The organism is Simplicispira sedimenti, assembly GCF_022760965.1.
In the GTDB taxonomy this organism is placed as follows: domain Bacteria; phylum Pseudomonadota; class Gammaproteobacteria; order Burkholderiales; family Burkholderiaceae_C; genus Simplicispira; species Simplicispira sedimenti.
Map to the genome: position 1 here is coordinate 12,251 of NZ_JAKVIJ010000004.1, position 15,853 is coordinate 28,103.

At 67.5% G+C, this 15,853-nt stretch carries 13 protein-coding genes; 11 read left to right on the forward strand and 2 right to left on the reverse strand.

All coding sequences use genetic code 11. The features are described from left to right. Positions 1-72: 72 nt before the first annotated feature. From nirD to cobA, 6 genes are all read left to right on the forward strand, one after another. Positions 73-456 carry a nitrite reductase small subunit NirD gene (nirD, locus tag MJ602_RS05650; protein ID WP_243019919.1) on the forward strand — a complete coding sequence of 128 codons (384 nt, stop codon included), beginning with the start codon at positions 73-75 and terminating at the stop codon, positions 454-456. After that, on the forward strand, positions 453-3,248 hold the full coding sequence (locus MJ602_RS05655; RefSeq protein WP_243019920.1) for a nitrate reductase: 2,796 nt from the start codon (positions 453-455) through the stop codon (positions 3,246-3,248). The genes nirD and MJ602_RS05655 overlap by 4 nt, the downstream gene beginning before the upstream one ends. A gap of 263 nt (positions 3,249-3,511) precedes the next feature. Continuing rightward, a complete protein-coding gene (locus tag MJ602_RS05660; protein WP_243019921.1) occupies positions 3,512-4,324 on the forward strand; it encodes a formate/nitrite transporter family protein in 813 nt (270 codons plus the stop codon). Between the two features lie 176 nt (positions 4,325-4,500). Then, positions 4,501-6,249, forward strand: coding sequence for a bifunctional protein-serine/threonine kinase/phosphatase (locus tag MJ602_RS05665; RefSeq protein ID WP_243019922.1), 1,749 nt, complete (start codon positions 4,501-4,503; stop codon positions 6,247-6,249). Positions 6,250-6,328: 79 nt separating this feature from the next. Continuing rightward, entirely contained in the window at positions 6,329-7,297 is a 969-nt protein-coding gene (ybiB, locus tag MJ602_RS05670; RefSeq protein ID WP_243019923.1) for a DNA-binding protein YbiB, read from the forward strand. Further along, positions 7,257-8,075, forward strand: a complete 819-nt coding sequence (cobA, locus tag MJ602_RS05675) for a uroporphyrinogen-III C-methyltransferase (RefSeq protein WP_243019924.1) — start codon at positions 7,257-7,259, stop codon at positions 8,073-8,075. Before ybiB ends, cobA begins: the two co-directional genes overlap by 41 nt. A gap of 371 nt (positions 8,076-8,446) precedes the next feature. Here the strand turns inward: cobA and MJ602_RS05680 are convergent, their stop codons facing one another. Further along, positions 8,447-8,560, reverse strand: a complete 114-nt coding sequence (locus MJ602_RS05680) for a DUF4124 domain-containing protein (protein WP_243019925.1) — start codon at positions 8,558-8,560, stop codon at positions 8,447-8,449. A gap of 75 nt (positions 8,561-8,635) precedes the next feature. Here MJ602_RS05680 and MJ602_RS05685 point away from each other — a divergent pair, with 75 nt between their 5' ends. The 4 genes from MJ602_RS05685 to MJ602_RS05700 all read left to right on the forward strand — a co-directional run bounded on the left by MJ602_RS05685 (position 8,636) and on the right by MJ602_RS05700 (position 13,447). After that, complete coding sequence (locus MJ602_RS05685; RefSeq protein ID WP_243019926.1) at positions 8,636-9,874, forward strand: BaiN/RdsA family NAD(P)/FAD-dependent oxidoreductase; 1,239 nt, start codon at positions 8,636-8,638, stop codon at positions 9,872-9,874. Between the two features lie 165 nt (positions 9,875-10,039). Then, positions 10,040-10,252, forward strand: a complete 213-nt coding sequence (rpsU, locus tag MJ602_RS05690) for a 30S ribosomal protein S21 (protein WP_007833691.1) — start codon at positions 10,040-10,042, stop codon at positions 10,250-10,252. 207 nt (positions 10,253-10,459) lie between these two features. Then, positions 10,460-10,906 carry a GatB/YqeY domain-containing protein gene (locus tag MJ602_RS05695; protein WP_162015634.1) on the forward strand — a complete coding sequence of 149 codons (447 nt, stop codon included), beginning with the start codon at positions 10,460-10,462 and terminating at the stop codon, positions 10,904-10,906. 315 nt (positions 10,907-11,221) lie between these two features. After that, entirely contained in the window at positions 11,222-13,447 is a 2,226-nt protein-coding gene (locus MJ602_RS05700; protein WP_243019927.1) for a diguanylate cyclase domain-containing protein, read from the forward strand. A gap of 157 nt (positions 13,448-13,604) precedes the next feature. On the opposite strand, the gene MJ602_RS05705 is transcribed toward MJ602_RS05700, so the two are convergent. Continuing rightward, complete coding sequence (locus tag MJ602_RS05705; protein WP_243019928.1) at positions 13,605-14,543, reverse strand: LysR substrate-binding domain-containing protein; 939 nt, start codon at positions 14,541-14,543, stop codon at positions 13,605-13,607. Positions 14,544-14,635: 92 nt separating this feature from the next. Between MJ602_RS05705 and MJ602_RS05710 the strand changes: the two genes are divergently transcribed. Further along, a complete protein-coding gene (locus tag MJ602_RS05710; RefSeq protein WP_243019929.1) occupies positions 14,636-15,724 on the forward strand; it encodes a tartrate dehydrogenase in 1,089 nt (362 codons plus the stop codon). The last annotated feature ends 129 nt before the right edge of the window (positions 15,725-15,853 follow it).

Here is a 15,853-nt window from a genome sequence, read left to right on the forward strand (position 1 = left end):
CCTCCATTTTTTAAGCAAAAAGTGGCCCCAGCCCTTTATTGACAAGCGCAAACAGCTACAAAAGGTATAGCAATGACACAGTGGAAATACATCTGCAAGCTCGAAGACATCCCCGTGCTGGGCGCCCGCCGCGTCACGCGCGCGCAGGGTCTGGAGGTGGCCGTGTTCCGCACCGCCACGGACGAGGTGTTTGCCCTGCTGGACCGCTGCCCACACAAGGGCGGCCCGCTGAGCCAGGGCATCGTGTTTGGCAAGAGTGTGGCCTGCCCGCTGCACAACTGGACCATCGGCCTGTGCGACGGCCAGGCCGCTGCGCCCGACGAGGGCTGCACGCCCAGCTTCCAGGTCAAGCTGGAAGACGGCGCCGTGTACCTGGACGCCGACGAGCTGGCCCACCGCGCCCTGACCGAAACCCGCCCGCTGGCCGGGCCCGCCTTGCGCGCTGCAGTGGCATGACGCAGGCCGCCACCACCCGCTCCACCTGCCCCTACTGCGGCGTGGGCTGCGGCGTACTCATCGACAGCGAGGGCGGCCGCATCACCCGCGTGCGCGGCGACCCGGAGCACCCCGCCAACTTCGGGCGGCTGTGCTCCAAGGGCTCGACCCTGCACCTCACGGCCCGCCCCGAAGTGCAGGACCAGGTGCGCCTGCTGCAACCCCTGCAGCGCGCACAGCGCGGTGGCGCGGCGCTGCCGCTGGCCTGGGACCAGGCGCTGGACACCCTGGGCCAGCGCATCGCCGCCACCGTGCAGCAGCATGGCGCCGATGCCGTGGGCCTGTACGTCTCGGGCCAACTGCTCACCGAGGACTACTACGTCTTCAACAAGTTCGCCAAAGGGCTGCTGGGCACCAACCAGATCGACACCAACTCACGCCTGTGCATGAGCAGCGCCGTGGCGGGCTACAAGGCCACGCTGGGCGCCGACGCGCCCCCGGCCTGCTACGAAGACCTGGCCCACGCGGCCACGCTGTTCATCACCGGCGCCAACCCGGCCTGGGCGCACCCCATCGTGTTCCGGCGCATCGAAGACGCCAAGCGCGCCAACCCGCGGTTGCGCATCATCGTGTGCGACCCGCGCCGCACCGATACCGCCGAGCTGGCCGACCTGCACCTGGCGCTGCAACCGGGCTCGGACGTGTGGCTGTACCACGGCATGCTGCGCTGCATGCTGGAGCAAGGCTGGGTGGACCAGGCCTTCATCGCCGCGCACACCCAGGGCTGGGACGCCCTGGCCGCCCAGGTGCAGCACGCCACACCCGCCGCCGTGCAGCAGCACTGCGGCATTGCCCCGGCCGAGCTACTGCAGGCCGCACGCTGGTTTGCGGGCGTGGACGCAGGCCCTGCCGGCCGCAACCCCACGCTCAGCCTGTATTGCCAGGGCCTGAACCAGTCGGTGCGCGGCACCGACAACAACACCGCCCTCATCCACCTGCACCTGGCCTGCGGCCAGATCGGCAAGCCTGGCGCGGGGCCGTTCTCGCTCACCGGCCAGCCCAACGCCATGGGCGGGCGCGAGGTGGGCGCACTGGCCAACCAACTCAGCGCCCACCGCAACCTGGCCGACCCGCAGCACCGCGCCGAAGTGGCCGCCCTGTGGGGCGTGCCCGAGGTGCCCGCCACGCCCGGCAAGGCGGCGGTGGAGCTGTTCGAGGCCGCTGCCGACGGCCAGATCAAGCTGCTGTGGATTGCCTGCACCAACCCAGCGCACAGCCTGCCCGACCAAACCCTGGTGCGCCGCGCCCTGCAGCGTGCTGAGTTCGTGGTGCTGCAGGACGCCTATGCCACCACGGCCACCGCACGCTATGCCGACCTGTTGCTGCCCGCCGCCACCTGGGGCGAAAAAGAAGGTACCGTGACCAACAGCGAGCGCCGCATCAGCCGCGTGCGCGCTGCGGTGGCGGCGCCCGGCCAGGCCTGGGCGGACTGGCGCATCGTCACCGAAGTGGCGCGGCGCGTGCAGCCCCTGCTGCCCACGCGCGCCCACCTGCCCAGCCTGTTCCCCTACGACGGCCCCGAGGCCATCTGGAACGAGCACCGCGAAAGCACGCGCGGGCGCGACCTGGACATCACCGGCCTGAGCTGGACACAACTGGAAGCCGCCCCGCAGCAATGGCCCTACCCCCAGGGCCAGGCCCAGGGCAGCGCGCGCCTGTACACCGACGGCCGCTTTGCCACGCCCGATGGCCGCGCCCGCTTTGTGCTGCCCCAGCCCGGCACCGTGGCCGAGCCCACCGATGCACGCTACCCCTTTGCGTTGATCACCGGCCGCCTGCGCGACCAATGGCACGGCATGAGCCGCAGCGGCACCGTGGAAAGCCTGTGGGCCCACGCGAGCGAGCCCGTGGCGCAAATGGCCCGCGAAGACATGGACCGGCTGGGCCTGGCGCCCGGCGAGCTGGCCTACCTCACCAGCCGCCGGGGCACCGTGCTGGCGCCGGTGCAGCCGGGCGAAGGCCTGCGCAGCGGCCAGGTGTTCATGGCCATGCACTGGGGCGACGAGGTGCTGGGCGGCGCCAGCAGCACCGGCAAGCGCCTGGCGGGCGTGAACGCACTGACCACAGCGGCGCGCTGCCCGCAGTCGCTCCAGCCCGAGCTCAAGCACGCGGCCATCAAGGTGCTCAAGGCCGAACTGCCCTGGGGCGTGTGGGCCCAGGCCTGGCTGCCGCTGGCCCAGGTGCACCTGGCACGCCAGACGCTGGAGGGCCTGATGGCCGCCTTCCCGTTTGCCAGTTGCACCCTGTTTGGCCGCCCCGAAACCGGCGTAGGCCTGCAACTGCGCGCCGCCGCGCACCAGGCGGTGGAGACGGCGCTGCTCGAGCGCATCGCCCAGATCCTGGGCGTGCACGCCCCCGGTGCACTGCACTACCAGGATGCACGCCGTGGCCAGTGGCGCCGCGCACTGCTCCAGGGCGAAGGCAGTACACAGTTGCTGCAAGGCATGGTGCTGGCAGGCGACGTGCGCGCCCAGGCCTGGATCGCGCCGCTGCTGCAAGAGCGCCAGAACGCCCAGCCCCTGCGCCGCGCCCTGCTGCAACCCGGTGCCCAGCCCCCCGTGCAGGTGGCCAGCCGCGGCGCCACCGTGTGCTCTTGCGTGGGTGTGGCGGAGAACACCATCACCGACACACTGCAACGCTGCACCGGCGATGCGGCCCAGCGCCTGCAGCAGCTCAAGGACGGGTTGGGCTGCGGCACGCAGTGCGGCTCCTGCGTGCCGCAACTGCAGCGCATGGTGCAGGCCAGCCTCTAGCCGCCTGTTCAAAGCCCACCGCGCGCTGCGTGCACCCGTCGCTGGCGCACCAGCATGGCGCACCCAGGGCGCCGCGTGCACGCTCGGGGCCACAGGGTGCTGCATGGTGGTGCGCGCGGCGTACAGCACGGTGGCTGCATGCAGGCCCCACGCCCGGCGCACCGGCTTGGCACGCAGTTTGCTGAACAGAGTGCAAGCCGTGGAGGGACAGCCCCGCTGCCACCACGCACCACAAAACCGCATCGCAACCTGGAGCACACACCATGGCCTACCTCATCCCCGCCGAATTCGTCACCAAGATGGTGGACGCCGGCGAATCCAAGATCTACATGTCCACGCGCGATACGCTGATCCGTGCCTACATGGCCGGCGCCATCCTGTCACTGGCGGCGGTGTTTGCCGTCACCGCCACGGTGATGACAGGCTCGGCATTGGTCGGCGCCATCCTGTTCCCGGTGGGCTTTTGCATGCTCTACCTGCTGGGGTTCGACCTGCTGACGGGCGTGTTTGTGCTGACCCCGCTGGCCTGGCTGGACAAGCGCCCCGGCGTCACCGTCCAAGGCATCCTGCGCAATTGGGGGCTGGTGTTTCTGGGCAACTTTCTGGGGGCACTCACGGTGGCCTTCATGATGGCGTTCATCTTCACCTACGGCTTCTCGGTGCCACCCAACGAGATCGGGCAGAAGATCGGCCACATCGGCGAAGCGCGCACCCTGGGCTATGCGCAGTACGGCCTCATGGGCTGGATCACCATCTTCATCCGCGGCATGCTGTGCAACTGGATGGTGTCCACGGGCGTGGTCGGCGCCATGATCTCCACCACCGTGAGCGGCAAGGTCATCGCGATGTGGATGCCCATCATGGTGTTCTTTGCCATGACTTTCGAACATTCAGTGGTCAACATGTTCCTGTTCCCCTCGGGCCTGATGATGGGCGGCAACTTCTCCATCATGGATTACTTCCTCTGGAACGAAATCCCCGTGGTGCTGGGCAACCTGGTGGGCGGCCTGGCGTTCACCGGCCTCACGCTGTACGCCACCCACGTGCGCACGGCACCCAAGCGCAACCTGGCATGAAGTGAAACACCCCCCTGAGTCGCCTTCGGCGCCTTCCCCCCTCTCTCGAATCGCTGCGCGATTCGGGAGGGGGGACGCTCCCGGCGCGGCGGGGCGGCCCTTGCGCGGGAGCCCTCGTTTGGGGCGCGCCGGTTTCATGCGCTGCGGGTGATGCGTTCGCGGAATGGATAACTGATATGCCAACGTCAACCCTGCTGCAGGTGCGTGTCGGCCAGCATTCCGATGCGGGGCGCAAAAGCGTCAACCAGGACTTTCACGGCGCATGCCTGCCCGACGGGCCGCAGCGCCAGAGCAAGGGCGTGGCCGTGGCGCTGGCCGACGGCATTGGCAGCAGCGATGTCAGCGACGTGGCCGCGGCCGCCGCCGTGCATGCGCTGCTGGTGGACTACTACTGCACCTCGGACGCCTGGAGCGTCAAGCGCTCGGCCCAGTGCGTGATCGCAGCCACCAACTCGTGGCTGCATGCGCAAACGCGGCGCAGCCCCTACCGCTTTGACCAGGACCGGGGCTACGTCTGCACGCTGAGCGCGCTCATCGTGAAGGGGGCCACGGCGCACCTGTTCCATGTGGGCGATACGCGCATCCACCGCGTGCAAGGCCGCACGCTGGAGCAGCTCACCGAAGACCACCGCGTGTGCATGACCGACGGGCGCAGCTACCTGGGCCGCGCGCTGGGCGTGCAGCCCCAGACCGAGATCGATTACCGCAGTCTGCCGGTGGACGCGGGCGACATGTTTGTGCTGAGCACCGACGGCGTGCACGAGCACATGCTGCCCGGTGCCATCGTGCAGGCCATTGCCACGCATGCCCCCGACCTGGACGCCGCTGCACGCAGCATCGTGCAGCAGGCCCTGGAGAACGGCAGCCCGGACAACTGCACGGTACAGATCGTCGCCATCGACCGCGTGGCCCCGGCCGACGCCAGCGAGATGCAGCACCAGCGCGCCCAGCTGCGCCTGCCGCCGGTGCTGTCGGCACGCCAGCAGTTCGAGGGCTACGAGATCGTGCGCGAGCTGCACGCCAGCCACCGCAGCCACGTGTACCTGGCCACCGAGCCAGGCAGCGGCCGCCAGGTGGTCATCAAGACCCCGTCCATCGACCGGCAGGAAGACCAGGCCTTTCTCGACCGCTTTGTGCTGGAGGAATGGATTGCGCGGCGCATCGATAGCCCCCATGTGCTGCGCCCGGCCGACGGTGCGCAGCCCCGCACGCGCGAGCACCTGTTCGTGGCCATGGAGCATGTGAGCGGCCAGACCCTGGCGCAGTGGATGACCGACCATCCCCGCCCCAGCCTGGTGGAGGTGCGAGACATCGTGGGCCAGGTGGCGCGCGGGCTGCAGGCCTTTCACCGGCGCGAGATGCTGCACCTGGACCTGCGCCCCGAGAACGTGCTGATCGACGCCCAGGGCACGGTCAAGATCATCGACTTTGGCGCCGTGCAGGTGGCCGGACTGACCGAGGCCCAACCCGCTGGGGAGAGCCCGCCGGTGCTGGGCCATCTGCACTACACCGCCCCCGAATGCCTGCTGGGCGAAGCCCCCACGCCCAGCGCCGACCTGTATGCCCTGGGCGTGCTCACCTACCAGATGCTGACCGGCCGCCTGCCCTACGGCAGCCAGGGCGCCGCTGTGCGCACGCCCGCCGACCTGCGCCGCCTGCAGTACCGCAGCGCGCTGGACGAGCACCGCCCCATTCCCGCATGGATGGACGCCGTGCTCGAACGTGCCGTGCACCCCCAGCCGCACAAACGCCAGCAGGCGCTCACCGAATTCGTGCACGACCTGCATCACCCAGGTGCAGCCTACCTGCGCCAACACCGCCTGCCGCTGACCGAGCGCCACCCGCTGGTGTTCTGGCGCGCTCTTTCGCTGCTACTGGGGTTGGCGGTGGTGCTGCTCCTGGGCGTGGTGCACAGCCTGCGCTGACAAGGCCCAGTGCCTGCAGGGGGCGGCGCTTTCACAGCACAATCGGCACCCTTGCTGTTTTCATTCCAGACCACGCACCATGGCCATCAGCCACTACCTCAAAGACATCGGACGCGGCAAAGAGGGCGCACGCTCCCTGGACCGCACCCAGGCCGCCGACCTGCTGGGCCAGGTGCTGGACGGCACGGCCAGCGACCTGGAGGTGGGCGCCTTCTGCATTGCCATGCGCGTCAAGGGCGAAACGCCCGAAGAAATGGCGGGCTTTCTGGACGCCATCCACCAGCGGCTGCCACGCCTGGCTGCACCCGAGCGCCCCCTGGTGGTGCTGCCCAGCTACAACGGCGCCCGTAAGCTGCCACTGCTGACCCCGCTGCTGGCGCTGCTGTTGGCGCGCCAGGGACTGTGCGTGCTGGTGCATGGCAGCGCCACCGAGGAGCGGCGCGCCAGCAGTGCCGACGTGTTGGCCCACCTGGGCATGGCGCCGCAGCAGGTCTTGCGAACCCCCGCCCCCGGCAGCGTGGCCTATGCGCCCACGGCGCTGCTGCTGCCCGGCCTGGAACGCCTGCTGCAGGTGCGCCGCGTGCTGGGCCTGCGCAACAGCGCACACAGCCTGGTCAAGCTGCTGGACCCGCTGGCCCACCAGGGCCTGCGCAGCATCGTGGTGGGCAGCTACACCCACCCGGAATACGCCCAATCCATGGCTGCCACCTTTGCGCTGACCGGCGCCTGTGCCTTGCTGCTGCGCGGCACCGAGGGCGAACCCGTGGCCGACCCGCGCCGCACGCCGCAGATGGATGCCTTCCTGCACGGACAGCCCCAGCGGGTGCAGGATGCGCAGGGGGGCCCCCTGGCGGCCCTGCCCTCCTTGCCCACGGCCATTGACGCGGCCCACACCGCCGCATGGATCCGCAGCGTGCTGGACGGCGCTCAGCCGGTGCCGGCACCGATTGCGCAGCAGGTGGAACACATCTTGCGTCTCGCAGCGCAGATGACCACGGAGCCCGCGCATGCTGTCCACCGCCCAACCGCACCACCCGCACCCCACTGACACGCACGGCCGCTGCACCCTGGTGGGCGCCGGGCCGGGCGACCCCGAACTGCTCACCCTCAAGGCCGTGCGCGCCATCGAGTCGGCCACCGTGCTGCTGGTGGACGACCTGGTCAGCGAAGCCATCATCGCCCTGGCGCCGCGCAGCGCACGCGTCGTGCGCGTAGGCAAGCGCGGCGGCTGCAAGAGCACGCCGCAGGCCTTCATCGAAACGCTCATGCTCATGGCGGTGCACGAGGGCGAGCATGTGGTGCGCCTCAAGGGGGGCGACCCGTTCATCTTTGGGCGCGGCGGCGAAGAGGCCGAGCACCTGCGCGCTGCGGGCGCGGCGGTGGAGGTGGTCAACGGCATCACCGCCGGGCTGGCCGGGCCCACGGCACTGGGCGTGCCGCTCACGCACCGCGACCACGCGCAAGGGGTGCTGTTCATCACCGGCCACGTGCGCCCCGGCGGTCCCTGCCCCGACTGGGCGCTGCTGGCCCACACCGCGCAGCAAGCGCGGCTCACGCTCGTCATCTACATGGGCATGAGCGGCGCGCGCCCACTCCAGGAAGGGCTGCTGCAAGGGCTCAGCGCAGACACGCCCGTGGCCGTGATCCAGCACGCCAGCCTGCCCCAGCAACGCCATGCCACGGCCACGCTGGACCAACTGGCCGACACCATTGCGCACGAAGGGCTGGGCAGCCCGAGCGTCATCGTTGTGGGTGAGGTGCTGCGCGGGCTGGCGGCGCTGCACGGCCAGAGCGCGCGGAACCTGACGCGGCACCCCGCCGCCTGAGCGCCCCAAAAGCACTCGACGCCCCCCCTGCAGCACCCCTGCAGCGGGCGCCTGAGGCCGCACGCGAGGTTCTGTGCGTGCCGGTTCAGAGTCCTTCCAGTTCCTTCTCCAGCGCCTTGAGCTGCTGGCGCAGCTCCTCGGAGCGTGCCTCGCAGGCCGCCTTGTCCTTGGCGCCAGCGGCCTCCTGCTCTTGCACGAACTGGGAGCCTTGGGGGAGGTTGCCACGCCGCAGAGGCCCCGCGTGGGCAACAGCTTCTGCCGGTGCCGCCGCGCATTCGCGCTGGTTGCGCTCCAAGGCTGCGCGCGCCTGCGGAATGCCCTGGGACTGCAGATACTGCTTGCGCCGCCAGGTTTCGCCAAATGCCCCCTCTTTAGAAGTCCTGAAACGACACCTTGCCCTGGGCATCCGTGCATTTGTTGATGGCCCAGGCCGGGGGCACCAGGCCCAGTGCCAGGATGCAGGCGGCGTAGCGAAGCGAATTCATGGGGCAACCCTCGGACGATGAAGACATCATGCTACCGCGCCGCATAGGAATGGCGCCCTACAATCCGCAGCGTCCATGCGCACATCACTTTTTGACGTTGTCATCATCGGCGCTGGCGCCGCTGGTTTGTTTTGCGCAGGCCAGGCCGGCCAGCGCGGCCTCAAGGTGCTGCTCATCGACCATGCCGAGGCGGTGGCCGAGAAGATCCGCATCTCGGGCGGGGGGCGCTGCAACTTCACCAACCGCGACCTGGACCCGGCGGCGCCGCACAAGCACTTTGTGGGGCAGAACCCGCAGTTCTGCCGCTCGGCGCTCTCGCGCTACACACCCGCCGACTTCATCGCGCTGGTGCAGAAACACGCCATCCCTTTCCACGAGAAGCACAAGGGCCAGTTGTTCTGCGACCGTTCAGCCGAGGACCTCATCGCCATGCTGCTGGCCGAATGCGAGGCTGGCGGTGTGGAGCGCTGGCAGCCCTGCAGTGTCAAAAAAGTAGCTTTTTTGGCCTCTGAGGCCGATGGAATGGGCGCTGGCAGCTATCAAATCGATACCGATCGGGGGCCCGTGCGGGCGCGCAGCCTCGTGGTGGCGACGGGCGGGCTGTCCATCCCCAAGATCGGCGCCACGGATTTCGGCTACCGGGTGGCGCAGCAATTCGGCGTACCGCTGGTGGAGCGCCGCCCCGGCCTGGTGCCGCTGACCTTCGACGGCGAAGCCTGGGCGCCGTGGGCGCAGCTCGCCGGGCTGGCCCTGCCGGTGCAGATCAGTACCGGCAGCAAGAAGGCCCGCATGGCCTTCGACGAGGATCTGCTGTTCACGCACCGGGGCCTGTCGGGCCCGGCCGTGCTGCAGATCTCCAGCTACTGGCAGGAGGGCTCGCCCCTGGACATCAACCTGGCGCCCACGGTCAATCTACAGGAGGCCCTGGCGCAGGCCAAGGCCCGCTCTCGCAAGCGGATTGCCAACGAGCTGGCCCAGCTCGTGCCCAGCCGCCTGGCCGACGCCTGGTCCGGACGGGACGCCGACTGGCAGCGCCCCATCAACGAAGCCTCCGACAAGGCGTTGGCCCGGTTAGCCGAGCAGATGGCGCGCTGGGAGCTCACGCCCACCGGCACCGAGGGCTACAAGAAGGCCGAGGTCACGCTGGGCGGCATCGACACGCGCGCCCTCTCGCAGCAGACCATGGAATGCAAGGCCCAGCCGGGGCTGTACTTCATTGGCGAGGTGGTGGACGTGACGGGCTGGCTGGGTGGATACAACTTCCAGTGGGCCTGGGCCAGCGCATTCGCCTGCGCGCAGGCGCTGGCCGCTTGATGTTTGCCTGGCAACGGCTATAATCCTCGGCTTTGCTGGCACTAGCCCCGTCGGCCAAATACTAGTTACAGTCACTGACTGAGACGGGGAAACCCGCCACGCACGGTCACCAGGCCCGATCTTCCTGGTGACCCTCTGCGGGCACATTTTGGAAAACATTAGCTAATGACCACCATCCGTGTAAAAGAGAACGAGCCCTTTGACGTTGCCCTGCGCCGCTTCAAGCGCACCATCGAAAAGCTGGGCCTGCTGACCGATCTGCGCGCCCGCGAGTTCTACGAAAAGCCCACCGCTGAGCGCAAGCGCAAGAAGGCCGCCGCCGTCAAGCGCCACTACAAGCGCGTGCGCAGCATGCAGCTGCCCAAGAAGCTGTACTAAGCACAGCCCGGCCCGTCCTCGGACAGCCACCAAACCCGCGCTAGGGACGCCAAGCGCGGGTTTTTGTTTTTCGGGTCTGCACAAAGCCCCTCTGGCGTCGTTGCAGCGCCTTGTCGTAGCAGCACTACTGCCTGCGGCGCGGCGCCTAGCCAGAGGGGCTTTGTGCAAACCCTCCGTCTCAGCCTAACCCAATAAAAGGAAGCCGCCATGAGCCTCAAGGACCAGATCACCGAAGACATGAAAACCGCCATGCGCGCCAAGGACAGCGAGCGCCTGGGCACCATCCGCCTGCTGCAGGCCGCGATGAAGCAGAAGGAAGTGGACGAGCGCGTCACGCTCGACGACGTGGCCATCGTCGCCATCGTGGACAAGCTCATCAAGCAGCGCAAGGACAGCATCGCCGCCTTCGAGGGCGCGGGCCGCCAGGACCTGGCCGACAAGGAGAAGGCCGAGATGGCCGTGCTGCAGGCCTACCTGCCCGCGCGCATGTCGGAAGCCGAGGTGATCGCGGCCGTCCAAGCCATCGTGGCCGAGGTGGGCGCCAAGGGCCCGGGCGACATGGGCAAAGTCATGGGCGTGGTCAAGACGCGCCTGGCGGGCAAGGCCGACATGGGCCAGGTGTCTGCCGCCGTGAAGGCCGCGCTGGCGGGCTGACAAGCCTCCACCATCCTCTGAGCAGTATCTTTTTGATAGCTGCCACCGCTTACCAGACGGGCGGTGGCGGCTATTTTTGCTTGCAGTTTCCAAAACCAAGCCTGCATCGGCCAGGGTGGTGAATCGCCCCCAAAGAGGACGGATCCAGCCGCTCTGATGCACATGCCTTCGTGCCAATCAATGCATGGCCTGTGGGCTTGGGCCATCGCTTACCATTGGTGACATTCGGGCTGAACGAACAACCCTTCGAACCCCCTCCGCATGCGCCCGGGCCATCCTCTCGTTGTTTCGTTGCAAGCGCTCGCCGCTGTTCTGTTGTGGGCCGTCAGTTCGATCGCCTGGGCCAACGCACCCAGCACCGCCACCGCTGCCACGTCCATTGAATTCACCCCGGCTGAAAAGGCCTACATCGCCAAGGCAAGCGCGATCAAGATGTGCGTGGATCCCGACTGGGCCCCCTTTGAGCGGATCAACGCGCAGGGGCAGCACGAGGGCATTGCGGCCGATCTGGTGCAACTGGTCGCGCAGCGGGTGGGGCTGCGCATTGAACTCCTTCCCGTCAAGGATTGGGACGAAAGCCTGGCAGCGTCCCAGGGCAAGCGCTGCCAGGTCATGAGTTTTCTCAACCAGTCGCCCGCCCGCGATGCCTGGCTGATTTTTACTGCGCCGATTTTTTCCGACCCGAACGTCATCATCACCCGCGAGGAGCATGATTTCATTGGCGATCTGAAAGGACTGAAGGGCAAAAGCGTTGCCCTGCCGCGGGGCACCATGGTCGAGGAGCGCGTGCGCCGTGATTTCCCGAATTTGAGCGTGGTGCTGACCGCCAGCGAACCAGAATCCATGAAGCTGGTCTCCGAGCGCCAGGCGGACATGACCATTCGCTCGCTGATTGTGGCCGCCCATGCGATCAAAACGGAGGGGCTTTTCAATCTCAAGATTTCCGGCCAGATCCCCGAATACACCAACCATTTGCGCATGGGCGTGTTGAAAGACGAGCCGGTATTGCGCTCCATTCTGGACAAGGGCATTCAGACCATCACGCCCCAGGAGCGCCAGGCCATTGCCAACCAGCACATAGCCATCCGAGTACAGCAAGGCATCGACTGGGCCCGCGTGTATGCCTTGCTGGCCTTGCTGGGATTGGCCGTACTGGTGGCGCTGTACATCTATCGGAACAACCGCAAGCTCCAGGCAGCCCTGACGGCCAGCCAGGAGACCCGCGAGGCCTTGCGGCTTTCTGAAGAGCGGCACCGCTTTCTGGCCGACAACGCGTCCGACGTGATCTGGACCATGGACCTCCACGGGCGCAACACCTACGTGAGCCCGTCCGTGGAACGGCTGCGAGGCTACACCGTGGCCGAAGCCATGCAGCAGACGATTGACCAGGCGCTCACGCCCGCCAGCGCCAAAATCGCACAGGCAGGAATGGCGCGGGCCCTGGAAGCGATCCAGGCCCACCAGAAGGCCCCGGACTTCCGTGCAGAGCTGGAGCAGCCGTGCAAACACGGCGGTACGGTCTGGACCGAGGTGCGGTTCTCCTGCATGTACAACGAGGCAGGCGAGTTCGTCAATTTTCTGGGCGTGACACGGGACATTTCGGAGCGCAAGCGCACCGAGCTGGACTTGCAGATTGCGGCCATCGCCTTCGAGTCGCAAGACGGCATGATCGTGACCGATGCCCACAAGACCATCTTGCGGGTGAACCATGCCTTCAGCCAGATCTCGGGCTACGCACCACACGAGGTCATCGGCAAGACGCCGCGCGTACTGCGGTCCGATCGGCACCCGCCCGATTTCTACGATGCCATAGGGGCAACGATCCAAGCCACAGGCATGTGGCACGGCGAGCTCTGGAGCCAACGCAAGAACGGCGAGGTGTACCCCGAGCAGATCACCATCACCGCCGTCAAGGACGGTACCGGGCAGGTCACCCACCACGTGGCTGTACTGCGCGACATCACCGAACGCAAGCGACTGGAGCAGGAAGTCAACCAGTTGGCGTTTTTCGACACCCTGACGCAATTGCCCAACCGGCGCTTGTTCGGTGACCGATTGGGCCAGGCCTTGAAGCGTGCTCAGCGCACCTCCTCGTCGGTCGCCTTGATGTTTGTGGATCTGGACAAATTCAAGCCCATCAACGACACCTACGGGCACGAGGCAGGTGATTTCATGCTGCAGACTGTGGCAAAACGCCTGATGGGTTGCCTGCGCGCGTCCGACACGGCGGCACGCGTGGGCGGGGACGAATTCCTGGTGCTGTTGCCCGACATCCCATCGGGCCCCGCTGCCCTGGCCGTGGCAGAAAAAATCTGTGCAGCTTTGGCAGGGCCTTGCACTACGCCCGAGGGAATCGAGCTGTGCATCTCAGCCAGCATCGGCATCGCCATCTACCCGGAACACGCAGGAACCGAGCATGAACTGATGCGCCTGGGTGACCGTGCCATGTACGAAGCGAAGAGTGCGGGCGGCAATCGGGTGCAATTGCACGACAGCCCGCACGACAGCCCCGAGGGCGAGGTTTGCAGTTCAGCCGTCTGACAGCACCCAATCACCGGAATACTCCCGTACCAAGCAAGCGGCGCACCTGCCGCCAGCACCTGGTACGCCTTGCCGGTTTTGCCCCTCCACCGGTTAATCAGTCACTTTTTGATAGCTACCAACGCTTGCCAGACGGGCGCTGGAGGCTGTTTCTTCTCTAAACCGGTGTTCTTGCGTCGGTGCCAGCACCCTGCGCCATCCACCCGGTGCGAAAGTGCTCCTGCAGAAAATCCACGCACACCCGCACCTTGGCCGAGCGCTCCAGCCGCGTGGGGTACACGGCCCAGATGTTGGCCTCCTGGCGCCACTCGGGCAGCACCTGCACCAGTTGCCCGGCGTGCAGCAGCGTCGCCACGTCCCACAGCGAGCGCAGCACGATGCCGTGCCCGTCCACGGCCCACTGCACCGCCATCTCGCCATGGTTGGCCGAGAGCGGGCCGCGCACCTTCACCGCCTGCTCCTGGGCGCCGCTGCGCAGGCGCCATACGCCGAACGGGTGGTCGCGCTCCTTGATCACCAGGCAGTCGTGGCCTTGCAGCTCGGTCAATGTGCGCGGCGCGCCGCGCCGCTCCAGGTAGGCCGGGGCCGCGCAGAGCACGCGGTGGTTGTCGGCCAGGCGCCGCGCGATCAGGTGCGGCGCGATCTCGTCGCCCACGCGCACGTCGAGGTCGAAGCCCTCGCCCGCCACGTCCACCAGGCGGTCGAACACCTCCAGCCGCACCTGCAGGCCGGGGTGGCGCTGCACCAGTTGCGACAGCATGGGTGCCACCACCTGGCGGCCATAGCCGAAGCTGGTGCTCACGCGCAGCAGGCCGCGCGGTTCGCGCCGGGTCACGGCCACTTCTTGCAGCAACTGATCCATGTCATCAAGGATGCGCAGCGCCCAGTGGAACACGCGCTCGCCCTCCTCCGTCACTGCCACGCGGCGCGTGGTGCGGTGCAGCAGCTTCACCGCCAGGTCCTCTTCGAGCAGACGGATGCGCTTGCTCACGAAAGCGGGCGAGGCGCCCAGCTCGCGTGCGGCCTCGGCGAAGCTGGCCTTGCGCACCACGGCAGTGAAGACACGCAGGTCGTCGGGCGAAGGGGTTTTATGCACGATCCGTGAATAATGAGACAACAGTTGGCCGATTGTATTTGCCGGTGTTCTACCCAAGAATGCCTGCAACACCATTCATCGCAAGGAAACCCATGTCCCGCACCCACCAGATTGCCGTGATCGCCGGCGACGGCATCGGCAAGGAAGTCATGCCCGAGGGCCTGCGCGCCGTGCAGGCCGCCGCCCGGCGCTTCGGCCTGCCGCTGGAATTTCATACCTTCGACTGGGCGCACTGCGACTACTACCTGCAGCACGGCAAGATGATGCCGGACGACTGGAAGGCCCAGCTCTCGGGCATGGACGCAATCTTCTTCGGCGCCGTGGGCTGGCCCGCCACCGTGCCCGACCACATTTCGCTGTGGGGCTCGCTGCTGAAGTTCCGCCGCGAGTTCGACCAGTACATCAACCTGCGCCCGGTGCGCCTGTTCGAGGGCGTGCCCTGCCCGCTGGCGGGCCGCAAGCCGGGCGACATCGACTACCTCGTGGTGCGCGAAAACACCGAGGGCGAGTACACATCGCTCGGCGGCATCATGTACGAGGGCACGGACCGCGAGATCGTCATCCAGGAATCGGTCTATTCACGCCACGGCGCTGAGCGCCTGCTGAAGTTCGCCTTCGACCTGGCGCAAAGCCGCCCGCGCAAGCATGTGACGCTGGCCACCAAGAGCAACGGCATCGCCATCAGCATGCCCTGGTGGGACCAGCGCGCCGACGATGTGGCGCGGCACTACCCCGAGGTCACGCTGGACAAGCAGCACATCGACATCCTCACCGCGCGCTTCGTGCTGCAGCCCGGGCGCTTCGACGTGGTGGCCGCCACCAACCTGTTTGGCGACATCCTCTCCGACCTGGGCCCCGCCACCACGGGCACCATCGGCCTGGCGCCGTCGGCCAACCTCAACCCCGAGCGGCGCTTTCCGAGCCTGTTCGAGCCGGTGCACGGCTCGGCGCCCGACATTTACGGCAAGAACATCGCCAACCCGATCGCCATGGTCTGGTCCGGCGCGCTGATGCTGGACTTCCTCACCCACGGTCAAGGCGCGGGCCGCGCGGCGCACGACGCCATCGTGGCGGCGATTGAGGAGGTGCTCAAGACGGGGCCGCGCACACCGGACTTGGGCGGCACGGCCAGCACCACGCAGGTGGGCGAGGCCATTGCTCGGCGCATCGCGCAAGGGTGACGATGCAGGCACCACCGCGTCGCCCCCCCATGGCATCCACGTCGAATGCTCCTAAAACAATAGCTTTTGGCGCTTGATGGACGGGCGCTACAGGCATTTTTGATTGTGAACCGCCACAAAACGGGGTAA